Consider the following 25,044-nt stretch of genomic DNA (forward strand, 5'->3'; position numbering starts at 1 on the left):
GAAATTTCCAGAAGGTGGACTGTCCTCCGCCCGGTCGCCGCTGTCAAACTACGCGTTTAGGCAACCCCCGGCACGGATGAAAACCCCCAGTCTCCTTCGCGGCATGCTGTCCTTCAGCGGCATGACCATGATCTCTCGCGTGCTCGGCCTGGTACGCGACATGGCGATCAACGCGTCGTTCGGTGCCAACGCCGCCACGGATGCGTTCTGGGTGGCCTTTCGCATCCCCAACTTCATGCGCCGCCTGTTCGCCGAGGGCTCGTTCTCCACCGCCTTCGTGCCGGTGTTCACCGAGGTCAAGGAAACCCGGCCGCACGCGGACCTGAAGGACCTGATGGCGCGCACCTCCGGCACGTTGGGTGGCGTGCTGCTGGTGGTCGTGGCGCTGGGGGTGATCTTCGCGCCGCAGGTCACCGCGCTGTTTTCGCCGGGCGCGGTGGACTCCGCGGGCAAATTCGACCTCACGGTGGACCTGCTGCGCCTGACCTTCCCCTTCCTGCTGTTCGTCTCGCTCACCGCGCTGAGCGGTGGCGCGCTCAACAGCTTCCACCGCTTCGGCCTGCCGGCGCTCACCCCGGTGATCCTCAACCTGTGCATGATCGCCGGCGCCTTGTGGCTCGCGCCGCGTCTGCAGACGCCGATCATGGCGATGGGCTGGGCGATCCTGGTCGCCGGTTTCCTGCAACTGGTGTTCCAGCTGCCCACGCTGAAGCGGCTGGATCTGCTGGCGCTGCCGCGCTGGGGCTGGCACTCGCCGGAGGTGCGCCGGATCATGACGCTAATGGTGCCGACCCTGTTCGGCTCGTCCGTGGCGCAGATCAACCTGCTGCTGGATACGGTGATCGCTTCGCTGCTGATCGCCGGCTCGCAGAGCTGGCTGTCCCAGGCCGATCGCTTCCTCGAACTGCCGCTGGGCGTGTTCGGGGTTGCGCTGGGCACGGTGATCCTGCCTTCGCTGTCGCGACACCATGTGGCCACCGACAAGGACGGCTTCTCCCGCGCCCTGGACTGGGGCCTGCGCACCACGCTGCTGATCGCGGTGCCGGCCATGTTCGCCCTGATGATCCTGTCGTTTCCCCTGGTGGCGACCATCTTCCAGCACGGCCGTTTCACGGCGTTCGACACGAAGATGGCGTCGATGTCGATTTCCGCGCTGAGCTTCGGCCTGCCGGCGTTCGCCCTGGTCAAGGTGGTGTTGCCGGCCTTCTACGCCCGCAAGGACACCCGCACGCCCGTCCGCGCGGGCGTGGCCTCGCTGGTGGCCAACATGGTGTTCAACGTCGCTTTCCTGGGCCTGCTGTTCTTCCTCTGGGCCACCCCGGCGCAGAAAGCGGGCTCCTGGATGGCGGCGCTGGCGACCATTCCGGGGCTGCACATGGCATTGGGCATGGCCAGCGCCCTGGCCAGCTACATCAACCTGCTGTTGCTGTGGCGCTGGCTGGGCAACGCCGGTGTGTATACGCGGCAGCCCGGATGGGGCCGGCATCTGGTCCGCCTGGCGGTGGCCTGCGCCGCGATGATCGTGGTACTGCTGGCCGGCCTGCACGTCTGGCCGGAGTGGAGCGACGTGGAAAAGTGGGAGCGCGTCGGCCACCTCGCCATCCTGGTCGCCGCCGGTGGGGGTGCCTACGTCACGGCGTTGTTCGCCCTCGGATTCCGCCTGCGCGACCTCCGCGCGCGCTGACGGGCCCGGCTACCGTTGCCGCGTCGCATTGTGCGGCGCAATGGGGCCGCTATACTGGCCCGATGGCTTTTATTCCGCATCGATTCCAGGGCGACCACGCATGACGTTGCAACTGCACCGCGACGTCGACGGCCCGTGCCTCGCCCCCCAGGGCAGCGTCGTGGCGATCGGCGCCTTCGACGGGCTCCACCTGGGCCACCAGGCCATCCTTGCCGAAGTGCGCCAGCGTGCCGAAGCCCAGGACCTGGTTCCTGCGGTCATCACCTTCGAGCCGCTGCCCCGCGCTTTCTTCTCGAAGGAGCCGGTGCCGCGCCTGTCGGGCATGCGCGAGAAGGCGGAAGGCATGACGGCGGCCGGCATCGATCAATTGCTATCCCTGCGCTTCGACGAAGCCCTGACGCAGATGTCCGCCGAGGACTTCGTCCGTCGCGTCATCGTCGGGCGTCTGGCCGCCCGTGAGGTGTGGGTGGGCGAGGACTTCCGTTTCGGCCATCGTCGCGGTGGGGATTTCGCCCTGCTGCAGTCGATGGGCGCCGAGCTGGGCTTCACGGCCCATGCCGTGGCGCCGGTGCTTGTGGATGGCGAGCGCGTGTCGTCCACGCGGGTGCGCCAGTTGCTGGGCGAAAGCCGTTTCGCCGATGCCGCCACCCTGCTGGGCCGCCCGTTCGTCATCGACGGACACGTGGAGTACGGCAAGCAGCTGGGCCGCACCCTGGGCTATCCCACCGCCAACGTGCACCTGCCGGAGCGGGTCAGCCCCGTGCGCGGCATCTTCGCGGTGCGCATCGGTGTGGGCGAGGGCCCGTGCAGCTGGCCCGGCGTGGCCAGCCTGGGTGTCCGGCCCACCGTGAACGAAGTGGCCGAGCCCCTGCTGGAAGCCCACCTGTTCGACTTCTCCGGCGACCTCTACGGCATGCGCATCGCCGTGGAATTCGTCCGGAAACTGCGTGACGAAGAAAAATTCGACGGCCTTGACGCCCTGACCGCGCAGATGCGCCAGGACGAGATCGCCGCCCGGCAGGCCCTTGGCATGAACCCCATACTTGTCGATGCATGACGGAACGCGCGCACCGCGCGTCCGCCCCGAAACCCACGGTTGCCAGCGATGACCCAGGATTACAAGAACACCATCAACCTGCCGCAGACGGCTTTCCCGATGCGCGGCGACCTGCCCAAGCGTGAGCCGGGCTGGCTGGCCACGTGGGAGCGCGTGGGCCGCTACGCGCAGATCCAGGCCAAGGCCGCCGGTCGCGACAAGGTGTTCGTGCTGCACGACGGCCCGCCGTACGCCAACGGCGCCATCCACCTGGGCCACGCGGTCAACAAGGTGCTGAAGGACGTCGTGGTCAAGTCCAGGCTGATGGCCGGCTACCGCGCGCCTTACGTGCCCGGCTGGGATTGCCACGGCCTGCCGATCGAGATCGCGATCGAGAAGAAGTTCGGCAAGGCGGGCGACAAGCTCAATGCCGCTGAATTCCGGCAGAAGTGCCGCGAGTACGCGATGGCGCAGATCGACCTGCAGCGCGCCGACTTCAAGCGCCTGGGCGTGCTGGGCGACTGGGAAAAGCCGTACCGCACGCTCGATTTCACCTACGAGGCCGACATGATTCGCGCGCTGGCGCGCATCGTCGACAACGGCCACGTGGTCCGCGGCGCCAAGCCGGTGTACTGGTGTTTCGACTGCGGCTCGGCGCTGGCCGAGGCCGAGATCGAGTATGCCGAGCGCACCTCGCCGGCGGTGGACGTGGCCTACGACGCCGTGTACCCGAAGGACCTCGGTGCCGAGTTCGGCGTGGATGTGGGCGATGCCATCGTCGCCGTGCCCATCTGGACCACCACGCCGTGGACGCTGCCGTCCAGCCAGGCGGTGTCGCTGGGTGGCGAGATCGACTACGCACTCGTCGAGGGCCCGTCGCGCGACGGCAAGCGGGTGCTGCTGGTGATCGCCTCGGCCCTCGTGGAGAAGGCGCTGGCCCGTTACGGCGTGGAAACCACCGGCGGTGTGCTCGGCCGCGTGCAGGGCGCCGTGCTGGAAAACAAGCCGCTGCGCCATCCGTTCTACGACCGGCAGGTGCCGCTGATCCTCGGCGACCACGTGTCGGACGAAGACGGCACCGGTGCCGTGCACACCTCGCCGGACCACGGCGCGGAAGACTTCGCGGTCGGGCAGCACTACGGCATCGGCACGCTCAACTATGTCGACGGCCGCGGCGTCTATCGTTCGGACCTGCCGCTTGCGGGCGATGTCTCACTGGCCGGCACGCACATCTGGAAGGCCAACGACCAGCTGGTCGACCTGCTGCGTGGTCGTGGCGTGCTGCTGGCCTTCGCCAAGCTCACCCACAGCTACCCGCATTGCTGGCGTCACAAGACCCCGGTGATCTACCGCGCCACGCCGCAGTGGTTCATCGGCATGGAGACCGCCGGCCTGCGCCGCACCGCGCTCGATGCGATCGGCTCCGTGCGCTGGGTGCCGGGCTGGGGTGAAGAGCGCATCGGCGGCATGGTGGAAGGTCGCCCGGACTGGTGCATCTCGCGCCAGCGCACCTGGGGCGTGCCGATCACCCTGTTCATCGACAAGAACACGCACGAGCCGCATCCGGACTCCGTTGCCCTGATGGAGAAAGTGGCGCAGAAGGTGGCCCAGGAGGGCATCGACTGCTGGTTCACGCTGGACCCGCGCGAGCTGATCGGCGACGACGCCGACACCTACGAGAAAGTCACCGACGTCCTGGACGTGTGGTTCGATTCGGGCACCAGCCACTTCGCCGTGGTCGGTGCGCGCCCGGAGCTGCAGGCCGGCAACGCCAGCGAATACAAGGTGATGTACCTCGAGGGCTCGGACCAGCATCGCGGGTGGTTCCAGTCCTCGCTGCTTACCTCGGCCGCCATCCACGGCCGCGCGCCGTACGACCACGTGCTGACCCACGGGTTCACGGTGGACGCGCAGGGCCGCAAGATGTCCAAGTCGCTGGGCAACGGCATCGAGCCGCAGGACATCATGAAGACCCTCGGCGCGGACATCCTGCGCCTGTGGATCTGCTCGACCGATTACCGTAACGAGATGTCGCTGTCGGACGAGATCCTCAAGCGCGTGGCCGATACCTACCGGCGCATCCGCAACACGGTGCGCTTCCTGCTCGGCAACCTCGACGGCTTCGATCCGGACAAGCACTTGCTCGCCACGGACGCCTGCCTCGACCTGGACCGCTGGGCCGTGCAGCAGGCCGCCGACACGCAGGCTGCGATCGTCGCGGCCTACGAGCGCTACGACTTCCCGGAGATCGTGCAGCGTGTGCAGAACTTCTGCACCAACGAACTGGGCGCGCTGTACCTGGATATCACCAAGGACCGGCTCTACACGATGCCGACCGACAGCCGTGGCCGCCGCAGCGCGCAGAGCGCGATGTACCGCATCGCCGAGGCCATGCTGCGCTGGCTGACGCCGATCGTCACCTTCACAGCCGAAGAGGCCTGGGCTCAGCTGCCGGGCACGCGCGAGGAATCGCCGCTGTTCGAGACGTGGTACGAGGGCTTGGACGCGCGCCAGGATGCCGAGACGCGCGGCTGGTGGAGCCACCTGCTGGCCATCCGCGAGACGGCGTCCCGCGTGCTCGAGGGCATGCGCAAGGTTGGCCAGATCGGTGCCTCGCTGGATGCCACGCTGACGATCCACGCCGACAAGGCCACCCAGGTCGCGCTGGCGGCGTCGGCGAGCGAATTGCGCTTCTTCTTCATCACCTCGGACGTGGCGCTGGCGGACCTGGAAAGTCGCCCGGCCTCGGCGGAGCGGGTAGAGCTGGACGGCGCGGAGGTCTACGTGTCCGCCGCTGTCAGCGATGCAGCCAAGTGCATCCGTTGCTGGCACCACCGCCCCGATGTCGGGGTCGATCCGGCGCACCCGGAGATCTGCGGTCGCTGCGTGGACAACGTGACGGGGCAGGGCGAGGATCGCCGCTGGTTCTGAGGGCGTCCTTGCCCCGCACGCACCACCCGCGTCGCCGTGCCGGCGGCGCGGACCGCTTCGCCTTCGCTGACTGGCCTTACGCATGACCGCACGCCCCCAACCCAATGCCCTGTCCTGGCTGTGGCTCGCCGCGGCGATGATCGTGCTCGACCAGCTCACCAAGTGGTGGGCGCTGGCCGCCCTGCAGCCGGCCGAGACGCCGCACCCGGTGATACCCGGCATCCTCAACTGGACGCTGACCTTCAACACCGGCGCGGCCTTCAGCTTCCTGGCCGATAGCGCGGGCTGGCAGCGCTGGTTCTTCGTGCTGCTGGCCGCCGTCATCAGCGTGACGCTGACGGTCTGGCTGGCGCGTACGCCGCGACGCGACTGGCGGACGGCGCTGCCGCTGGCGCTGATCGTCGGCGGTGCGCTGGGCAACGTGATCGACCGCGTGCATGCGGCCAAGGTCACCGATTTCATCCAGGTGTTCCTGGGCAGCTACCCGTTCCCGGTGTTCAACGTGGCCGATTCCGCCATCAGCGTCGGCGCCGTGGCCCTGATCGTGTTCAGCCTGTTCAGCGGCCCCGATAAGCCGACCGTGCGATAATCGCGGTGTCCGGCCGCCCGGCGGCCATCGCTCCTACCGAGGTCCCCTTGGACATCCTGCTCGCCAATCCCCGTGGTTTCTGCGCCGGCGTCGACCGCGCCATCGCGATCGTGGAGCGCGCCCTGGAGTCGTACGGCGCCCCGATCTACGTCCGTCATGAAGTGGTCCACAACCGCTTCGTCGTCGAGCGCCTGCGCGCCGATGGCGCCGTGTTCGTCGAGGAACTGGACGACGTACCCGACGGCTCCACCGTGATCTTCAGCGCCCACGGCGTGCCCAAGGCCGTCCGCGAGGAAGCCGACCGCCGCGGCCTCAACGTGTTCGACGCCACCTGCCCGCTGGTCACCAAGGTGCACATGGAAGTGGCGCGCCTGGGCCGCGCCGGCCACGACGTCATTCTCATCGGCCATGCCGGGCATCCCGAGGTGCAGGGCACGATGGGTCAGTGGAACCGGGCCAACGAGGGCCGCATCTACCTGGTCGAGTCCGTGGAAGATGTCGCCGAGCTGACGCCGTCGCAGCCCGACAAGCTGGCCTTCGTCACCCAGACCACGTTGTCCGTGGACGACACCATCGCCATCATCGCGGCGCTCCGGGCGCGTTTCGCCGCCATCGAGGGGCCGCGCAAGGACGACATCTGCTACGCCACCCAGAACCGGCAGGACGCCGTGCGCCGCCTGGCCGACGCCGTAGACCTGGTGCTGGTGGTGGGCTCGATCAACAGCTCCAACTCCAACCGCCTGAAGGAGCTGGCCGAGAAGCAGGGCGTTACCGCCTATCTGATCGACGGCGCCGAGTACATCCAGCGCGAATGGCTGGAGGGTCGCACCCGTATCGGTGTCACCGCGGGCGCCTCTGCACCGGAGAAACTGGTCCAGGAAGTGATCGCCCGGCTGCAATCGTGGGGCGCGGGCACCGTCCGCGAACTGGACGGCGAGGCCGAGAACATCACCTTCGCGCTGCCGAAGGAACTCCGCCTGGCCGGTTGAGGACTTGCACCGGAGGCCAAGCTTCCCTAGAATTCCGCTTCTCGCCGGAATAGCTCAGTTGGTAGAGCGCGTCATTCGTAATGATGAGGTCGTAGGTTCGATTCCTATTTCCGGCACCAAGTATCTATCCAGGGCCGTCCACAAGACTCCATGGAATGCATCTGAACCCGCCTCACAGCGGGTTTTTTTGTGCCCAGCCTTCGGTCACCCATGGCATGGTCTATCACCCCATGTCGAAGGCCATGACATCGCAGAAGAACAACCGTCCGGAACGGTTCGAGGCCATTCGCCCCGCCATCCGAATCTCTTCGCACGTGCGTGGATCGCTCATCCAGCCCATTGGCTTTAAAAGCACGTGCTCGCCCGAGGTGCACCGCTTGTGCCTGCCGAGTGGATACGTCATCAGCCTCCAGCTGCCCTATCAAGGCTTTGAGGTTGGCACGGCGGGCAGTTTGCATGGGCATATCGATAGATACGGTGGTCGCCATTTTCTGGATGGATGCGGCGGGAGAGGCTCGACTCGCCCGATCCGAGGCGCACCTGACGAGCGCGTCGCCTTTGCCACCTTGTGTCCAGGCTCGGCGAAAAGTGGCCCTTTTTCGGCAAGGGCTGAATAAGTTAGCCGTGAAATCAAAGGCTTTGGACTTGGCACGCGTGATGCTTCCCGATATTCAGTGGGTTCCTAAGGGGGGAAGGCACATGCTCCGCCAACAATTTCAGCAACGAATAAACGCCGGCAGGGCGTTCGACGATGCGCTCCAGATATCCGATGGCGCTGCCGACGACGTATGGGTGGCTCTGTTTGGCCGTCTATCGCCGGTGGGGCGTCATCACGCGCTATCGCGGAGAGCCTTTGAGCTCTTCCTTGCTCTTAAATCCGAAGACGTTAGCCAAGCCAGGGCCCACTCGTTCGCATTGCGCGAGATGGCAGCAGATCGAGGGTTTGGTGAAACGCGCGAAGCGATAGAGGAGCTGCAAGCTGCATTGCTACGGAGCGAACGTTGCGACGCTGCGTCCGTTCAGCGCGCATGCTCATACGCGGTCCGGATCATGGTACGGGACGGCTTGATCAGCTACGTATCTACGTCGAAAAACTCATAGAAACTCGGGTTTTCGACCGCCCCGATTAATTCGTAATACTCAACCATCGAGCATCGCCGTGGACACTAAAGACAACGAAATGGGTTACACGATTGACAGGCGCATCCGGCTTGACGACCCGAACGATGTTCAGCTGTGGTCTCTTGTCCTTGGCGTCGTTCCACAGGCGTTACTCGATGCGACCCACCAAGTGGGCAACGATGCGGAGGATGTGAAGGCATTCCTGGACAGCTGGCCACAGGTGCACTCGGCGTAGGCTGGCCCTTACGTACGGTCGTGCCCGATGGCGTTCAGGGCTTCGGTCACGCGGAGTGTCCCGGTGGCAAAGACTGCCCGGGCGACGTCCTGCTGACCAGCAGCATCAGTCTTGTTTACGACTGGCTGGGCACGGAACCGCGCCCCCATAGTATTCGCCGGTAAAGATGGCGTCGCCCATAGAGGCAGAGTAAGGAACTCCGGAACCATGGCCCCCGATATTAACTACACGCTACCGGCGGTCTCTATGACTAGGATGCGCGCCTCGCCGATCGGGTGAGCTACATGTTCTGTACCAACCGACGCATAGAACACGTCGCCTGTTTCGAGGGTGACTGACTTTTCTAGCCCGTGCTCCCGATAGAGCATCCGGACGCGACCATCCAGCAAGGCGAAGACTTCTTCACCATCGTTGACGTGCCATTTATAGGGCTGATCCGCCCAGTGAAGCCTGGTAGTGATGCCTCGCATATTGGCGATATCCAGGGCTCCCCAGGCTTTCGACGCTACAAAGTCTTTGCTGCGAATAATTTTCACGATGAATACTCTCGGAGTGCGGTCCATCAGGTGGTCCTGCGCGCAGGTCCATGATAGCCACGCCGAGTATGCGATGTGAGTTATCGCCGCCGGCAACGCCCACTCAAGCCGCCATTCGCACATCGCACGCCAGATACCGCAACCCGATCGACAGCGCCATGTCATACCCGGCCATCGTGTCGCCCGGCACCACCACGCTCACCAGCGACGGATGCGACGGCACCAGTGCCGACGCGTCGGAGGCGTCGCTGTCGTCGTGCATCTCGATGTAGGGCACATGCAACGCCGCCAGCGCATCGCGTAGCGGCCCTACGTCACAGGCGGGCACCTCGTCGGCATCGACATCCAGCAGCACCAGCTGCGCGTGGTCGGCGGGCGAGTGATCCAGTTGCATCACCACGTCGTGGAAGTCACTGCACGGACGCCAGAGGAGGTCCGTGCCGGCGGCCTGCGCGCGGTCCCACAGGCGACACATGGCCTCGTCGGCCAAAGTGGCGTGTGCCGCGCCGTGGCGCGGGCCCGTGATCACGACGATCGACATTGCCGGTGACTCCATGAAAGGGAGTCCAGTATCCGGCGGCGATGCGTAAAAACGCTGCGCTACCCGGGCGCTTTCCGGGTAACGCTGTCGTAAAAGATGCCGTCAGGGCGCGTGCCTGGCCATCTGGTCGTTGAACTGCTGGAAGAACGCCTCGAAGTTGCCGCTGGCTTCGGCGAAGCGCAACGGCTTGACCCGCTCGACCAGGATCTCGTGGGCATCCGGCTGCGATTCGATCAGCCCCATCACTTCCGTGATGAACACGTCCAATGGCATGGCATTCGGGTCGCTCTTCTGGCGTTCGCCCATCAGCTCGGTCTGCACGTAAGGGGGCACCAGCTCCATCACCTGCACGTTGCTGTTCCGGAGCTGGTAGCGCAGCGCGTTCGAGTACGAGTGGATCGCCGCCTTGGTGGCGCAGTAGGTCGGCGTGAGCGAGAGCGGGGTGAATGCCAGGCCGGAGGACACCGTCATCACCGTTGCCTTCGGCTGCGCCAGCAAATGGCCGATCAGCGCGGCGTTGAGGCGGATGGGGCCCAGCAGGTTGGTGGCGATAGTGGCCTCGGCGGCATCCGTGGCGCCGTCCTTTATGTCCTCGGGCCGCATGATGCCGGCGTTGTGGATCACCACGTTGAGCGTGGGATGGTCACGGGTGAGCTGCTCCGCGAACGGGCCGATGGACGAGGGGTCCTCGATGTCGAGCAGGGCGGAGGCCATGCCAGGGTTGGCGGCGGTCGTTTCGTCCAGCGCGGCCTGGCGACGTCCCGCGATCACGACGCGGTTGCCGTGCGTATGGAAGGCCTCGGCTAACGCGCGACCGATGCCGGAACCGCCGCCCGTGATGAGAATGGTATTGCCCTGAATGTCCATAGGGTCGCCTCGTAGTGAACAGGTAAGGCCAAGGCTAGAACCATCACTCTCCCATGGAAAGTAGGCTCCGAAATGTTCCATACTTACCGATCGGTAACCACGGGTTCGCTCATGTCGTCTCCATCACCGCGCAAGCCTCACTACGACGAGCCCTGTCGCGCCCTGGGAGAGCAGCGCACCGACTCCGCGCTGGATGCGCTGGTGCGCGACATCATCGGGCGTATCGCCGATCAGTGGACGATGCTTTGCCTTGAGGTATTGGCGGACCACGGTCGCTTGCGTTTCGGCCGCCTGGCCCAGCTCATCGGTGACGTCAGCCAGAAGATGCTGACCAAGACGCTGCGCCAGATGGAGGCCGATGGGCTGGTCACCCGCACGGTGTATCCCGTGGTTCCGCCGCGTGTGGAATACGAGCTGACGCCGATCGGACTGAGCCTGGGCGCGGCATTCTGCGGGGTGTGGCTATGGGCGGAAGAGCACCACGACGCCATCGTCGCGTCGCGTGCCGCATTCAAGGCGCGGCAGGCGGACGACTGACTCCCCCTACTCAGTCCCGCAGGAGGCCGAGCAGGTCGTTGGCTTCGCCTTCGGAGACGTGATCCGCCTCGACGTGGAACATCACGGAGCCGCCGGTGCTCAGGTTGCAGAGGTGCTCGACCTCGTCACGGCGGAACTGGCCACTGAGGATATCGCCGATGGTGCACGAACCTTCCTCGACGGCCCCTACGGCGAACCCGTCTTCGATTTCCACCAGGGCCATCTTCAACTCGGGGTGGTACCACATCACTACGCCTCGCACACCGCCTCCCGGCGAGCCCTCGGAAGCCTCGGACAGGCGGTCGGGTCGCTCGGTTACCTTTCTATCGGTGGAGGCGTCGGACTCTTGCGCCGAATCGGCAGCCGGAACGGCAGATCCTTCAACCACCTGCGGTGGTCCAACGCATCAGGCGGCCGACAGGCGGGCGAGCACGGCCGGGCTGGGCGGCGCGAGATGACCCAGGGCGGCGGGCGGCAGGAAACGCCAGTCAGTGAGGCGGCGCGGCAGGCGAACATCGCGGCACATTTCGCGCAAGCCGATCATGGCAGCCTCCGCCGTCTCGAACCGGCCCAGCTCGATGGTATCGCGCAGGGCGCGCCAGCGATGGCCATGGCGGACGATGCGAAAAATGGCGTTGGCGGCTGTGAAAACGTATTGCGCTAGCACTGGGGCACTCCTACTTAACCCCGCTATTGTCTCCGCCGATCCGTGACCGCTTCGTTATCCCAACGCTACGGCACGATGTCGGCGGGTGGCGTTATGACGTTGCGGCCCCGGCTTACTCAGGGGGCCTTGGCGGGCACGAAGGGCGACACCGGGTCGCTGCCGTCCATGCTTTCTTCCAGCGCATGGTCGAGGTTCTCGCTGGCCTTGTCCTTGCGGGACTGCTTCTCGGCCTCGGTCTCGGGGTGCGTGGGCTGGCCGTGGTCGGGGTGGGTGACGTCCTGGCGGTCGTGGGTCATGGCGAATTTCCTCAATAGGGTTCGGCGCTATGTGAGGGCACATGGCGTGAACTCGCCGTACCCGGCGCGTCGCCGGCCCATGACGGGAACGGTCCAAGCCGCTTGTCGGCGAAATACTCCCGTTCGTCTAGCGGTACTTGGCTTGCTTGTAGGCCGAGGGTACGTTGGGCTAACGGATTTATCTGTTTTTGGGGGCATCGTGAAGCAACGCATCCTGTCGCGCGACACTCGCGCGTCGTCGGGTTTTACCCTGATCGAACTCATGATTGTGGTGGCGATTATTGCCATTCTCGCGGCGATCGCGATTCCGATGTATCGCGACTATCTGACTAGGTCCAAGTTGACCGAGGCGCAGAATCTACTGTCCGATTATCGAACGAAGATGGAGCAGTATTACCAGGACAATCGTTCCTATGTGAATGGAGCAGCCTGTGGCGCTCCGCTTCCCGCGGCCGCAACCAATTTCTTTACGTACACGTGCACCGGAACCCAATCGACCTACCTCGCAATGGCAACGGGCATTGCAGGTAAAGGTGCGGATAGCTTCGTTTTCACCATCGACCAGACGAATACGCGGAAAACGGCAGGCCTGCCGCCAAAATGGACTGCGCCGACGAGTTCTTGCTGGGTGGTGCGAAAGTCCGGCGACTGCACATGAAGCGGATGAGCGGGTTCAGCTTGGTCGAATTATTGATCACGATCACCATCGTGGCGATTCTCGTGGCGCTCGCTGTACCGAACTACCGTGTTTGGACAGCCAATACGCGCGTGCGTGGTGCGGCCGAGTCCATTCAAAATGGCATCAGGCTTGCACGTAACGAAGCGACTCAGCGAGGCGTCAATGTCCGGTTCGAGCTGACGTCCACCGATACGACCTGGCAGGTCTGCCAGCTGGCCGTAACGGCTACCGCGTGCGATCCCAGCGTCCCCGCCAGCATCATCGAGGTCCACGCCGCCGGTGAAACCGCCGGGGTAATCGTATCCACGGACAAGACGGTCGCTGCATTGACCAATTTTTCTCCTGTTACGGGTAGCCCCCCTGGCGGGATAACCTTTACGCCGCTCGCACGCCCACTAAGTTCAGACTTCGGCAGCAATGCGCTTATTCGCATCGATACCTCTTCGAGCGCGGCGGGTACACGAAGGCTTGCCACCACCATAAGTGCAGGCGGATCTATCCAGATGTGCGACGCGGGTCTTTCCCGAAGCACTGCGGCAAACGGTTGTCTCTAAAGGTGTGCTCATGAAACGTCTCAGGTTGCGCGCTAGCCACCGGTCTGGCTTCGTGATGATCGACGCCTTGATAGCCATCCTCATTTTTTCGGTAGGCGTGATGGGTTTGCTGGCTGTGCAGGCGAATGCAACGCTGCTGGCGGCCGAGGCGAAATACCGCACCGATGCCGCCTTGCAGGCGGATCGCCTCGTGGCACAGATGTGGACGTCCGATACGGCTACGCTCGTTGCAAACTTTCAGGGCGACCCCAACACGCTCACTGCGCCCGCGTATGCTGCATGGTTGAATCAGCTTGACTGCAGTCAGGCGAAGGCTTCCACGAATTGCCTTCCAGGCGTCGCTGCCTACCCTCCGACGGTTGCCATCACTGCGGCTGGCCTAGTTACGATCACCGTGCGGTGGAAGAGTCCTAACGCCGCAAATGCCGACCCGGCACACCAGTACGTCACTATTACTCAGATCGATCGTACGTGACAGAGAGGCTAAGGTGTATGCACAGGTCGCATGGAGCCTCGGTATACGAGCGCAGAGCAAAAAACGTTGCTGGCTTTTCGCTGGTAGAACTTATGGTCGGCATCGTGATCAGCATCATCTGCACGCTTGGCATCATGTCGGCATTCGCTGCTTTTGAGTCGCAGAAGCGAACAACCACCGCTGGTAGCGATGCGCAGCAGAGCGGTAGCTTTGCGGCTGTTGCTCTGGAGCGTGAGATACGTACTGCGGGAAGCGCTCTCGTACAAGGTAAGAACTATGGGGTTTGGGGTTGCGCGATTACGGCCTATTCGCAATCAACCAAGCGTCTTCCGCGTGCAAGTGCCTTGGCAGCACCCTTCGCCAACTGGCCGTTGGTAACCCGAGCTACCCCCGTGCTCGTCGCAAGTGGAGGGGCCATCAGCCCCGACGTCATCGGTATCGTTCGTGGCAATCCTTCCTTGCGAGTTTTCAAAACCAACGTGACCTCCACTTCGGGGGCGAACGTGGTTGTAGACAACGCTTTTGGCTTCGCAGCGGGCGAGTATGTCCTGATTTCCGACAAGAGCGGTTCTTGCACTCTGGGCAAGACGCAGAGTGTAACGATCGGCTCAGGCACGGGCACGATCCTGTTGACCGCTGGTGACGCGCCTTCGGGCAGCTTTGACGGTACATACACCGGCGCAGCCTATCTCATGGACTGGGGTCTTGATCCCGCGGTCAGCCTTTTTGGGGTCGATACCACGACCAACTCGCTGCTTTCCTACGACCTTCTTCAGAAATCCGCGACCAGTGCAACTGCCGTGCCGGGAATTGCTGTTGCCGACAGCGTCGTTAACATGAAAACGCTGTATGGAGTCGACGATGGGGCGGGTACAGGTCATTTAGCGGGCGATGGCATCATTGACGAGTGGGTGCAGCCGATAGGTGCAACGTGGGGTATTGCCGCACTGAGTCCTGCAACGGACACACCGGCAGCTGTTCTGGCGCGCGCGCAGATTCTCGCCGTACGTGTCGCCATCGTCGTGCAAAGCCGGCAGATGGAGCGTGCGGCTCCGGCCACCGCGGCGTCGGTGCAGGGTGCGGGTTACATCGGGTATACCGGCCCGACCACGCTTACGCTGTTTCCCGACCAGGCCACGGCCAACCAGTACACGATTACCACATCGTCGAGCTATCGCTACAAGGTCTACGACATGGTCATCCCCATTCGCAACAATTACATCAAGCAGTATTTTTGAGGTGATCATGCGCAGATTGAAGGTCTTCCACGGTGGTCCTTCGCGACAGCGCGGCATGGTCGCTACGCTCATCGCTCTGATTGTGCTCATCGTGACATTGCTTGCCGTAGTCGCTCTCATGCATTCGGTCGATACATCGAACTCGGTGGCGGGCACACTGGCATTTCGGCAATCCGCGCTGCAGGAAGCCGAGCGAGCCTATGGTGAGGTCAAGTCGCTGACGGTCTATGCGCCTCCGAGCAGTGATCAGAACGATCCGACGATTGGTTATTACTCATCGGTGCAGACGGCTTCCGAGGTTCGTCCGGACTTGCCCAAGGCAATTTATGATCCGGACTACTCGAAGATCCATGAAGTGACTTATGGGGCGGTGAGTTCAGGTAATCATGTTTACTACATGATCGAGCGCCTGTGCCCCACCACAGGCCCTGCCACTCTCACGACATGCGTGGTTCCCGGAAAAGCATTGACGGGTGGCACCAGTTCCAATACGACGAGCGACCCAGGTATCCCATTCAACACGACGGGTTCCGCTGCGGCGTATAGATTGAGTGTGCGGGTGGAAAGCGGGAAGAATTCGGTGGCGTTCGTGCAGACGATCCTGCGCTGAGCCAGCCGCGCGCGGACAACGCGTTCGACGGTAAAAAGGGCAGGTAGTGACAGGCTGTGATGGTATCCGACGTCTGTCGGCCTTTGTAAAAACTTCGGGCCGTGCGCCCTACGGAACAGCTATGCAGACCTCGAAGCGATTCATTCCCGATCTTCGCCTGTTTTTGGCGTCAGTCCTGTCCTTTGCGACTCTGATTGGTGGCATTGCCTCTGCCGCGACATCCAGTGGCACTACATTGTCCGATATGCCCCTGTACAGCGCATCCAACGTGCCAGCGAACCTGATGCTGGCCTTGTCGGTCGAGTACCCGACGGCCGTCGTCGCGGCTTACAAGGATGCGCAAGGCATTCCTTACGTCTATACCGACAGTAATGGCGTGGTGCAGTCCATCACCAGCTGCAATGGTGGCGGCATTTGCTATTACCCCGCGATGCGATATCTGGGCTACTTCGACAATGCAAAGTGCTATTCATACGATGGTTTGAATGGCTACTTCACGCCTGTAAAGGTCGCCTCGGACTGTACGGGGTACTGGAGCGGCAACATGCTCAACTGGTCACTGATGACGTCCCTGGACGAGTTTCGTCAGGCGCTGACGGGCGGCGCGCGTTCCGTAGATACCGTCGGTACGACGGTACTTGTGCGCTCGAAGCTGGGTAGTCAAAGCAGTGCGGGTAACTTCCCTGATCGTCAGCTCAACGCGAAATCCAACGTTTCTCCGTCGACAGTGGTCGGTGATTCGGACCTCAGTGGGCAATCGACGCTGTATATTCGTTCTTACAATCAGGGAACACAGTTCATAGTGTCGACCGCTTCTGACTTTTCTCAGAAAGATGCCACGAAGCAGAAGGTTTTCAACGCGCAAGTGAAGGTTTGCGTGCCGACGCTGCTAGAGGCCAACTGCAAGGCCTATGGCAGTAATTACAAGCCAGAGGGTCTTATTCAGCAGAATTTTGAGCGTATACGCGTCGGTGCATCAGCGTATGCTTACAAATTCACTTCGAGCAATGCGGACTATCCAAACGGTGCGATTCGCGCGTTGCTGCACGATAACGGACCGACGACCTACAACGGAAACGGGGCGCGGCAGGCTAATACCAAGGCGGAATGGAGCTCGGTCGATGGAACGTTCTATAGCAACCCGACGTCCACCGAAGGTTTGACAGCGGCGGGCTCAGCGCCTACGGATTCCGGCGTCATCAATTATCTCAACAAGTTCGGTAACACGAACAACTACGAGCGATATGACACCATCGCCGATCTGTATTGGGCGACGCTCGCTTACTATATGCATGTGCCCCTGGCCGACGCCTATACTTCTTCTGTTACATCGGCCAACTCGCTTGACACGACATTTCCTGTTTTCAAGGGTCGGCCGGATTCAAGTGGGGTATGGGATACGAACGATCCCATGGCATATACGTGCCAGAGTAATGCGATCCTAATGATCGGTGACTCCCACACGCATTGCGATTCGGGTGTTCCTACCTCTACAGGCGCCATCGGTAGCAACAGCACTTGCGGTACCGTCAATCGCACCACGCTTCCTGTGGTCAATGGTGCCGACGCCGGGAAGTACGTCAATGCACTCGGCAATCTGCCGCTTGTCGAGGCAGACCCGTCAACCAGTACGGCTGCCAGCAAGACGATGGCTCAGTTGCAGGGAACCACCTCACTGGCATCGATCGCCGAGCCGGGTGCCGGCACGGATTCCACCTATAACATGGCGGGCCTGGCGTACTTCGCACATACGCAGGATATTCGCACCGATGGCACGTTTACCGGTAAGCAGACGGTAGATACATACGTGGTCGACGTTATGGAGCCTAATACGTATTCCGGCGCGACGAATTACGAGATTTTTAGCGTAGCTAGTGCTGCGGGAAACCACGGCCCGAACATGTACTGGCTCGCTGCCAAATACGGTGGTTTCAACGACATCAACGGCGATGGGCGCCCCGCTAATTTTTTGACCTGGCACACCAATACGTCGACTCAGAAAGCCAAGGATCTGCGTCCGGACAATTACTTTATTGGTAATCGGCCGGACCTCATCGTGGCGGGCCTGTCGTCCATCTTCAGTAATATTTCTTCGACAAAGTCACTGAGTGCCGCAGGTCCGAGCGTTTCGCCTACGCGCGTACTTTCCAATGTCGCCGCCAATACGGCCCCTTATAATTCACCGCAGGCGGGCTTTCCTACCTACAACACCAGCTATTTGCCCGGCGTCTGGACAGGCGACGTCAATGGCTACGTCGCTTCCGCTGCCGTTGGAGCCAATGTCTCACCGGTTGCCAATGGCAACCAGTGGAGTGCTGCAGGGCAGCTTTTGCTAATGGCGAGCTACGTGAGTTCGGATGGTACGGTGAAGGGGTGGCGTGATCTTCGTCGTATCGCAACGACAAAGGCTGGGGCTGGCATCTCCTTCACTTGGAACGATTTGTCGAATGGTCAGAAGACAGCCTTGCGTAACGATTCAAGCCTTCTCGACTATCTTCGCGGTGACCGCAGCAATGAAGGGACAAAGTTCCGAGTTCGCAGTGGTCTTCTCGGTGACATCGTCAACTCGCAGGCGACGTTGGTGCAGGCGGCGCTGAGCAATCAGTATGTCGATTCGTCCAACCCTGGTTATCGAGCCTTCGTCGCATCGGTCAGTAATCGTGCGCCGGTTACCTATGTGGGCGCCAACGACGGCATGATGCATGCATTCGCCGCGGATTTTTCGTCAACGCCTACAGGTGTCACGTTTGGTGGCGGCGGGCAGGAGCTTTGGGCGTATGTGCCCTCCTTTCTGTTCAATGGTCCGAGCAATGCTGATGTCGACGGACTTGCCGCGCTCAGCAATCTGAAAGGCGTGACGGCCAACTCTTATTCCCACCATTTTTATGTCGATCAGACGCCGCAGGTAGCCGACGTCGACTTTGCCTGGACTTCCACTGCCCCGGCCAAGCAAGGCGCCCGCGGAACCACACCGGACTGGCGCACGCTGCTCGTCGGTGGTGTGGGCAAGGGTGGCAAGGGTTTGTACGCTCTCGATGTAACGCAGGTGCCCTCAGTTATCGGTAATACTGCCCCGTCGATGGACGATATAAAGAGCAAGGTGCTTTGGGAGTTCACCGATCCCAATCTTGGCTATACCTATGCGCGGCCCCTGGTGGTGAAGACACGCAAGTACGGTTGGGTGGTATTGGTGACGTCGGGTTATAACAACGCAGATGGCAAGGGTTATCTTTTCATAATCAACGCAAAGACGGGTCAGTTGCTGGAAACGATGAACACGGCGATCGGTAGTACCACCTCCCCGATCGGGCTGGCCAGACCCTCTGCGTTCACACAGGACATCTCTGACAACACTATCGAGCAGGTCTATGCAGGCGATCTGCAGGGTAATGTATGGCGTTTCGATCTTTCCATGAGCGGAGACGGTAGCTATCCTGCGCCGGTTGTTCTTGCCACGCTCAAGGATAGCGCCGGTGTCGTGCAGCCCATCACTACGGCGCCGCGCATTGAAACCGACTTCTCGGCATCGGGCCTCGATACGCGTCGCTGGGTGTTCGTGGGTACCGGCAAGTTCCTCGATACGAGCGACCTCACCGATACGCAGGTGCAATCGATGTACGCATTGCGCGACGGTTCGGGTTCCGCACCACGCACGACGGGGTTGCCGTTGACGCGCGCGACGCTGGCGAAGAACGATCTGACTACCAATCTGAACCTTCAGGATGCAAGTAGCGGTTGGGTGTATGACCTGACAGGAAGTGCGGCCGGCACGGGTGGCGCGACGGAGCGAATTGTTGTCGATCCGGATGCCGTAGCGGGTATCTTTGCCATCAACTGGGGCACATTGATCCCTACTAGCGATCCGTGTTCGCTCAAGGGTTCGGTCTACTCATCGACGTTTGCCTCCGGGCAGAGTAACTTGCTGGGCACTGACGGTAAGCCGATGCCGTCTATAACGACTGACAGCGCCATTACGAATCTTCAGGCGGTACAGCTCCCCACGGGACAGTTCGTGCTCCTCTACGGCCAGACCTCGGGCTTGCCGGCCACAGCGAATATTCAAAGCGGCAGTGCGATCAACGGCGTGACCCGAACCAACTGGCGAGAGATCCTGAATTAGGTCGGTGGAGAGGATTGACGAGGGGCAGGGTGTCTCGTAAAATGCCCCGCTCGATGGGCGGTTAGCTCAGCGGTAGAGCACTGCCTTCACACGGCAGGTGTCACAAGTTCGATCCTTGTACCGCCCACCACTCGATACCCTGAAAACCCGGCCTAGCGCCGGGTTTTCTTTTGGTCACCCCTCCGCTCCCCGCCGGTACAATGCGCCGGTCGCCGCCCCCGGATACCGCCATGCACCAAGCGCTCGCCGACCTTTACATGCTCACCCTGACGCCCTGGAAGCTGATCGGCCTCCTCGGCACCATCCTGTTCACCGCGCGCTGGTTCGTGCAGTTCTATGCCACGAAGAAGAACAAGCAGGTAACCGTGCCGATGTCCTTCTGGTACCTCTCGGTCTGCGGCAGCGTCCTCACGCTGGCGTATTTCATCTGGGGCAAGAACGATTCGGTGGGCATCATCCAGACCGCTTTCCCGATGCTGGTCTCGTTCTACAACGTGTTCGCGCACCTGAAGCAGCGAAACGCGAAGGAAGAGGTCAAGCCGGGCGGTCCGGAAGACACCTGATCCCGGCTCAGTCCGGGTCGTAGTCCAGGTAGGGCGCCAGCCAGCGCTCGGCTTCGGTCCGCTCCCAGCCCTTGCGGCGGGCATAGTCGTCCACCTGTTCGCGGGTCATGCGGCCCACGACGAAATACTGGCTGTCCGGGTGCGAGAAGTACCAGCCGGACACCGCCGCCGTGGGGTACATGGCGAAGTTGTCGGTGAGCTGCACCGTGGTGTGCGTGGTGGCATCGAGCAGATCGAACAGGGTGCGCTTCTCGCTGTGCTCGGGGCAGGCGGGATAGCCCGGCGCCGGACGGATGCCGCGATAGGCCTCGGCGATCAGCGAATCGTTGTCCAGCGACTCCTGCGGCTGGTAGCCCCAGAACTCCTTGCGGACCCGCTCGTGCAGGCGCTCGGCGAACGCCTCGGCCAGGCGGTCGGCCAGGGCCTTGAGCAGGATCGACGAATAATCGTCGTGGTCTGCCTCGAAGCGCGCCACGTGCTCATCGATGCCGATGCCGGCGGTGACCGCGAAGCCACCCACCCAGTCCTGCACGCCGCTGTCCTTCGGCGCGATGAAGTCGGCCAGGCAGAAGTCCGGCCGCTCCGCGGGCTTGTCCACCTGCTGGCGCAGGTGATGCAACATGGCCATCGGCTTGCGCTTGCCCGTGCCGGGCTCGGCGTACACCTCGATGCTGTCGCCCACCTGGGCCGCGGGCCAGAAGCCGATCACGCCCTTGGCGGTCAGCCATTTTTCGGCGATCAACCGGTCCAGCATGGCCTGCGCGTCGGTATACAGTTCCGAGGCCTGCGTGCCGACCACTTCGTCGGTGAGGATCGCCGGGAATTTTCCGGCCAGCTCCCAGGCGTTGAAGAAGGGCGACCAGTCGATGTAGCGGCGCAGTTCCGCCAGGTCGTAGTCGTCGAACACGGTGATGCCGGGTTGCCTTGGCTCGGGCGGCGTATACGCGGCCCAGTCGCCCTGGTAACGCTGCGCCCGTGCCTTGGTCAGCGGCACCAGCTGCTTGCCGGTGCCACGGCCCTTGTGGCGCTCGCGCACCTCGGCATACTCCGCGCGCACCTTCAGCATGAAGTCGTCGACCAGGTCCTTGCTGACCAGGGACTGCGCCACGCCGACGGCGCGCGAGGCATCCTTCACCCACACCGTTGGCGACGTGTAGTGCGGCTCGATGCGCAGTGCCGTGTGCGCGCGTGACGTCGTGGCGCCGCCGATCATCAGCGGTACGTGGAAATTCTGCCGCTGCATCTCGCGTGCGACCTGGCTCATCTCTTCCAGCGAGGGCGTGATCAGGCCGGACAGGCCGATGATGTCGGCGTTCTCGGCGCGGGCCACGTCGAGGATCTTCTGCGTCGGCACCATCACGCCGAGATCGATCACCTCGAAGTTGTTGCACTGGAGCACGACGCCGACGATGTTCTTGCCGATGTCGTGGACATCGCCCTTGACCGTCGCCATGATGATCTTGCCGTTGTTCTTGGTGACGTTGCCGGAGATCTTCTTCTCTTCCTCGATGAAGGGAATCAGGTGGGCCACGGCGCGCTTCATCACGCGCGCGGACTTGACCACCTGCGGCAGGAACATCTTGCCGGCGCCGAACAGGTCGCCGACCACGTTCATGCCGGTCATCAGTGGGCCCTCGATGACGTCGAGCGGACGCGTGGACAGCTGGCGGGCCTCTTCGGTGTCTTCCACCACGTACTGGTCGATGCCGTGCACCAAGGCGTGGGTGAGGCGCTCGATCACGGGTTTCTCGCGCCAGGCCGCGGTCTCCACCACGGCCTCGGCCTTGCCGCCCTTGTAGCGGTCGGCCACTTCCAGCAGGCGTTCGGTAGCGTCGTCGCGGCGGTTGAGCACCACGTCCTCGACACGCTCGCGCAGTTCCTCGGGCAGGTCGTCGTAGATGGACAAACCGCCGGCATTGACGATGCCCATGTCCATGCCCGCCGCGATGGCGTGGTACAGGAACACGGAGTGGATCGCCTCACGCACCGGGTTGTTGCCGCGGAACGAGAACGACACGTTGGACACGCCGCCGGAGATGTGCGACGACGGGAACCGCCGTTTCAGCTCGCGCGTGGCCTCAATGAAGTCCACGGCGTAGTTGTTGTGTTCCTCGATGCCCGTGGCGATCGCGAAGATGTTGGGATCGAAGATGATGTCTTCCGGCGGGAAGTTCACCTCGTTCACCAGCAGCTCGAACGCGCGCGAGCAGATCTCGACCTTGCGCTCTTTCGTGTCGGCCTGGCCCACCTCGTCGAAGGCCATCACGACCACCGCCGCGCCGTACTGGCGCACCTTGCGTGCTTGCTGCAGGAACGGCGCCTCGCCTTCCTTCATCGAGATGGAGTTGACGATGCCCTTGCCCTGCATGCAGCGCAGGCCCGCCTCGATCACGCTCCACTTGGAGGAGTCGACCATGATCGGCACGCGCGCGATGTCGGGCTCGGACGAGATCAGGTTGACGAAGCGGGTCATGGCCGCCTCGGAATCGATCAGGCCCTCGTCCATATTGATGTCGATGATCTGCGCGCCGTTTTCCACCTGCTGGCGCGCGACGTCCACCGCTTCTTCGTAGCGGCCTTCCTTGATCAGCTTGCGGAACTGCGCCGAGCCGGTGACGTTGGTCCGTTCACCGACATTGATGAAGTTCAGGTCCGGGGTGAGGACCAGCGGCTCGAGGCCGGAGAGGCGGGTGTATCGGATGCTCATGCGGCTTGCGCGATGTCCCTGGTCTGGCGTGGCGGGTAAGGCGCGACGGCGGCGGCGATGGCGGCGATATGCGCCGGCGTGGTGCCGCAACAGCCGCCTACGATGTTGATCAGGCCTTCCTCGGCAAAGCCGCGGATGGTCTCGGCCATGGCTTCGGGACTTTCGTCGTATTCACCGAAGGCGTTGGGCAGCCCCGCATTAGGGTGTGTGCTGATGGCGCTGCCGGCGATGCGCGAGAGCATCTGCACATGGGGGCGCAGATCCTCCGCGCCCAGCGCGCAGTTGAGGCCGACGGACAACGGCTGGATGTGCTCCACCGAATAGAAGAACGCCTCGGCGGTCTGGCCCGACAGCGTGCGGCCGGAACGATCGGTGATGGTGCCGGAGATCATTACGGGCAGGCGGGCACCCAGTTCGTCGAACAGTTCGCTCAGGGCGAACAGCGCGGCTTTCGCATTCAGCGTATCGAAGATGGTCTCGACCATGATGGTGTCGGCGCCGCCTTCGATCAGTGCGCGCGCGGCCTCGACGTAGTTCGCCTTGAGCGAATCGAAGTCGATGTTACGGAAGCCCGGGTCGTTCACGTCCGGCGAGATGGACGCCGTGCGGCTGGTGGGGCCGAGCACGCCGATGACGAAGCGCGGCCGGTCCGGGGTACGCGCGGTCATGGCGTCGCAGGCTTCGCGGGCGATGCGGGCGCCCTCGCGGTTCAGTTCCGGCACGAGGTGCTCGAGGTGGTAATCGGCCTGGCTGACCCGCGTGGCGTTGAACGTGTTGGTCTCGACGAAGTCCGCACCGGCCTCGAGGTAAGCCATGTGCACGCCGCGGATGATCTCGGGCTGGGTCAGCAACAGCAGGTCGTTGTTGCCCTTCAGATCGCACTCGCCGGGGTGGTCATGGTGGTGCGTATGCGCGCTGTCCAGGCCGCCGGCGAAGCGGTCGCCGCGATAGCCCGCTTCGTCCAGCCGATGGCCCTGCAGCATGGTGCCCATGCCACCGTCGAGGATCATGATGCGTTCGGCCAGCCCCTTGTGGATCAGGGCGACGCGATCGGGGTGCAGCCAGGGAAGGGCGCTCATGCGGTTCTCCGGGTATCGGGCTTGCGGGCGAGCAGGCTGATGACTTCGAAATGCGGCGCGCGGCGCTCGCGGCTCAGGCGCTCGCAACTGACCACTTCCAGGCCGGCACCCAGGGCGAGCGCCGTGAGCGATTCGCAGGTGAAGCCCAGGTTGCGGTGGTCGAACGGCTCCACCACGGCGCGGTGATCGTGCTCGCCCAGCGTGGAGGCCAGCACGCGCCCGCCGGGCTTGAGCACACGGGTCACCTCCGCGAATACCGCGTCGGGGCGTTCGGAATAGGTAAGGGCGTGCAGCAGCAGGGCCAGGTCGAAGCGTTCGTCGGCCAGGTCCAGCGCGTGCATGTCGCCGGTGCGCACGTCCACGTTGCCGAAGGTGCTCAGGCGCTGGCGCGCCGCATCCACCACGCGGTCGGAGCTGTCGATGCACACGATGGAATGGGCGTGCGGGGCCAGCAGTTCGGCGGTGACGCCGTCGCCGGAGGCGATGTCCAGCACGTCGCCGGTGGCCAGCAGCTGCAACAGCGAGCGGGCCAGGGTTTCCCAGGTGCGCCCGGGTGAGTAATGGCGCTCCATGTCGCCGGCCACCGTATCGGCCCAGCCTTCGGCACGCGCGCGCTGCGCCAGCACGGCGGGCAGTCGCTCCGCGTCCTCGCGGAGCAGGGCGTCGCTCAGCGTGTCGCGCAACGACGCGACCAGGGCGGCCAGGGTGGGGTCGGCTTCGGCGTTGGCCCGGTAATACGCCGAGACGCCGGCGCGGCGATCCCGCACCAGCTCGGCTTCCTTGAGCTTGGCCAGGTGCGTGGACACGCGTGGCTGGGCCAGGTGCAGCACCGCGGCCAACTCGGCCACGGTCAGTTCCTCGCGGTCCAGCAGGGCGAGCAGGCGGACGCGCGTCGGGTCGGCCAGGAGTCGCAGCACCGCGGAGGCCGTCGACAGGTCCATCCTGCATCCTTATATCGCGATAGAAAGATGCCTAAGAATGGGGCCCGA

General features: G+C 63.2%; 23 protein-coding genes and 2 tRNA genes. 16 read left to right on the plus strand and 9 right to left on the minus strand.

The window, feature by feature from the left end; genetic code table 11:
* The first annotated feature begins 76 nt into the window (after positions 1–76).
* The 7 genes from murJ to ACVKN3_RS12155 all read left to right on the plus strand — a co-directional run bounded on the left by murJ (position 77) and on the right by ACVKN3_RS12155 (position 8,586).
* Positions 77–1,684, plus strand: a complete 1,608-nt coding sequence (gene murJ, locus ACVKN3_RS12125) for a murein biosynthesis integral membrane protein MurJ (protein ID WP_354515427.1) — start codon at positions 77–79, stop codon at positions 1,682–1,684.
* A gap of 100 nt (positions 1,685–1,784) precedes the next feature.
* Positions 1,785–2,741 carry a bifunctional riboflavin kinase/FAD synthetase gene (locus ACVKN3_RS12130; RefSeq protein WP_354515425.1) on the plus strand — a complete coding sequence of 319 codons (957 nt, stop codon included), beginning with the start codon at positions 1,785–1,787 and terminating at the stop codon, positions 2,739–2,741.
* A 48-nt stretch (positions 2,742–2,789) separates the two neighbouring features.
* A complete protein-coding gene (gene ileS / locus ACVKN3_RS12135) occupies positions 2,790–5,651 on the plus strand; it encodes an isoleucine--tRNA ligase (RefSeq protein WP_285403108.1) in 2,862 nt (953 codons plus the stop codon).
* A gap of 82 nt (positions 5,652–5,733) precedes the next feature.
* Entirely contained in the window at positions 5,734–6,240 is a 507-nt protein-coding gene (gene lspA, locus ACVKN3_RS12140) for a signal peptidase II (protein WP_036143164.1), read from the plus strand.
* A 47-nt stretch (positions 6,241–6,287) separates the two neighbouring features.
* Positions 6,288–7,229 carry a 4-hydroxy-3-methylbut-2-enyl diphosphate reductase gene (ispH, locus tag ACVKN3_RS12145; protein ID WP_285403110.1) on the plus strand — a complete coding sequence of 314 codons (942 nt, stop codon included), beginning with the start codon at positions 6,288–6,290 and terminating at the stop codon, positions 7,227–7,229.
* Positions 7,230–7,272: 43 nt separating this feature from the next.
* Positions 7,273–7,348 (plus strand) — tRNA-Thr (locus ACVKN3_RS12150).
* A 1,040-nt stretch (positions 7,349–8,388) separates the two neighbouring features.
* On the plus strand, positions 8,389–8,586 hold the full coding sequence (locus tag ACVKN3_RS12155; protein ID WP_285403113.1) for a DUF3606 domain-containing protein: 198 nt from the start codon (positions 8,389–8,391) through the stop codon (positions 8,584–8,586).
* Positions 8,587–8,810: 224 nt separating this feature from the next.
* Here ACVKN3_RS12155 and ACVKN3_RS12160 read toward each other — a convergent pair whose 3' ends face one another.
* The 3 genes from ACVKN3_RS12160 to ACVKN3_RS12170 form a co-directional block, all read right to left on the minus strand.
* On the minus strand, positions 8,811–9,149 hold the full coding sequence (locus tag ACVKN3_RS12160) for a cupin domain-containing protein (protein ID WP_354515422.1): 339 nt from the start codon (positions 9,147–9,149) through the stop codon (positions 8,811–8,813).
* 76 nt (positions 9,150–9,225) lie between these two features.
* Complete coding sequence (locus ACVKN3_RS12165) at positions 9,226–9,663, minus strand: hypothetical protein (protein WP_285403117.1); 438 nt, start codon at positions 9,661–9,663, stop codon at positions 9,226–9,228.
* Between the two features lie 102 nt (positions 9,664–9,765).
* Complete coding sequence (locus ACVKN3_RS12170) at positions 9,766–10,530, minus strand: SDR family oxidoreductase (protein WP_354515420.1); 765 nt, start codon at positions 10,528–10,530, stop codon at positions 9,766–9,768.
* 111 nt (positions 10,531–10,641) lie between these two features.
* Here ACVKN3_RS12170 and ACVKN3_RS12175 point away from each other — a divergent pair, with 111 nt between their 5' ends.
* Complete coding sequence (locus tag ACVKN3_RS12175) at positions 10,642–11,067, plus strand: winged helix-turn-helix transcriptional regulator (protein WP_354515418.1); 426 nt, start codon at positions 10,642–10,644, stop codon at positions 11,065–11,067.
* 10 nt (positions 11,068–11,077) lie between these two features.
* Here ACVKN3_RS12175 and ACVKN3_RS12180 read toward each other — a convergent pair whose 3' ends face one another.
* The 3 genes from ACVKN3_RS12180 to ACVKN3_RS12190 form a co-directional block, all read right to left on the minus strand.
* Positions 11,078–11,314 carry a hypothetical protein gene (locus ACVKN3_RS12180; protein ID WP_285403123.1) on the minus strand — a complete coding sequence of 79 codons (237 nt, stop codon included), beginning with the start codon at positions 11,312–11,314 and terminating at the stop codon, positions 11,078–11,080.
* A 159-nt stretch (positions 11,315–11,473) separates the two neighbouring features.
* Positions 11,474–11,734, minus strand: a complete 261-nt coding sequence (locus ACVKN3_RS12185; RefSeq protein WP_354515416.1) for a hypothetical protein — start codon at positions 11,732–11,734, stop codon at positions 11,474–11,476.
* A gap of 116 nt (positions 11,735–11,850) precedes the next feature.
* Entirely contained in the window at positions 11,851–12,030 is a 180-nt protein-coding gene (locus ACVKN3_RS12190; RefSeq protein WP_285403127.1) for a hypothetical protein, read from the minus strand.
* A gap of 199 nt (positions 12,031–12,229) precedes the next feature.
* Here ACVKN3_RS12190 and ACVKN3_RS12195 point away from each other — a divergent pair, with 199 nt between their 5' ends.
* The 8 genes from ACVKN3_RS12195 (at position 12,230) to ACVKN3_RS12230 (ending at position 20,269) form a co-directional block, all read left to right on the plus strand.
* Complete coding sequence (locus ACVKN3_RS12195; RefSeq protein WP_354515414.1) at positions 12,230–12,688, plus strand: type IV pilin protein; 459 nt, start codon at positions 12,230–12,232, stop codon at positions 12,686–12,688.
* Complete coding sequence (locus tag ACVKN3_RS12200) at positions 12,685–13,263, plus strand: GspH/FimT family pseudopilin (RefSeq protein WP_354515412.1); 579 nt, start codon at positions 12,685–12,687, stop codon at positions 13,261–13,263. Before ACVKN3_RS12195 ends, ACVKN3_RS12200 begins: the two co-directional genes overlap by 4 nt.
* Positions 13,264–13,273: 10 nt before the next feature.
* On the plus strand, positions 13,274–13,738 hold the full coding sequence (locus ACVKN3_RS12205) for a hypothetical protein (RefSeq protein ID WP_354515410.1): 465 nt from the start codon (positions 13,274–13,276) through the stop codon (positions 13,736–13,738).
* A gap of 17 nt (positions 13,739–13,755) precedes the next feature.
* Positions 13,756–14,976: a PilW family protein gene (locus tag ACVKN3_RS12210; protein WP_354515408.1), complete on the plus strand. Its 1,221-nt coding sequence runs from the start codon at positions 13,756–13,758 to the stop codon at positions 14,974–14,976.
* 7 nt (positions 14,977–14,983) lie between these two features.
* Positions 14,984–15,586, plus strand: a complete 603-nt coding sequence (locus tag ACVKN3_RS12215) for a pilus assembly PilX family protein (protein WP_354515406.1) — start codon at positions 14,984–14,986, stop codon at positions 15,584–15,586.
* A gap of 121 nt (positions 15,587–15,707) precedes the next feature.
* The gene (locus ACVKN3_RS12220; RefSeq protein WP_354515404.1) at positions 15,708–19,706 is read left to right on the plus strand and encodes a pilus assembly protein; all 3,999 of its coding nucleotides are present in this window, start codon (positions 15,708–15,710) and stop codon (positions 19,704–19,706) included.
* Positions 19,707–19,761: 55 nt separating this feature from the next.
* A tRNA-Val gene (locus ACVKN3_RS12225) sits at positions 19,762–19,836 on the plus strand.
* Positions 19,837–19,936: 100 nt separating this feature from the next.
* Positions 19,937–20,269 carry a lipid-A-disaccharide synthase N-terminal domain-containing protein gene (locus ACVKN3_RS12230; protein ID WP_354515402.1) on the plus strand — a complete coding sequence of 111 codons (333 nt, stop codon included), beginning with the start codon at positions 19,937–19,939 and terminating at the stop codon, positions 20,267–20,269.
* Between the two features lie 7 nt (positions 20,270–20,276).
* Here the strand turns inward: ACVKN3_RS12230 and metH are convergent, their stop codons facing one another.
* The 3 genes from metH to ACVKN3_RS12245 are packed head-to-tail and all read right to left on the minus strand — an operon-like array spanning position 20,277 to position 24,996.
* The gene (gene metH / locus ACVKN3_RS12235) at positions 20,277–22,976 is read right to left on the minus strand and encodes a methionine synthase (RefSeq protein WP_354515400.1); all 2,700 of its coding nucleotides are present in this window, start codon (positions 22,974–22,976) and stop codon (positions 20,277–20,279) included.
* The gene (locus ACVKN3_RS12240) at positions 22,973–24,055 is read right to left on the minus strand and encodes a homocysteine S-methyltransferase family protein (RefSeq protein ID WP_354515398.1); all 1,083 of its coding nucleotides are present in this window, start codon (positions 24,053–24,055) and stop codon (positions 22,973–22,975) included. The genes metH and ACVKN3_RS12240 overlap by 4 nt, the downstream gene beginning before the upstream one ends.
* Positions 24,052–24,996: an ArsR/SmtB family transcription factor gene (locus ACVKN3_RS12245; protein WP_354515396.1), complete on the minus strand. Its 945-nt coding sequence runs from the start codon at positions 24,994–24,996 to the stop codon at positions 24,052–24,054. The genes ACVKN3_RS12240 and ACVKN3_RS12245 overlap by 4 nt, the downstream gene beginning before the upstream one ends.
* Positions 24,997–25,044 lie beyond the last annotated feature (48 nt).

This window comes from Luteibacter sp. PvP120 (assembly GCF_054055715.1).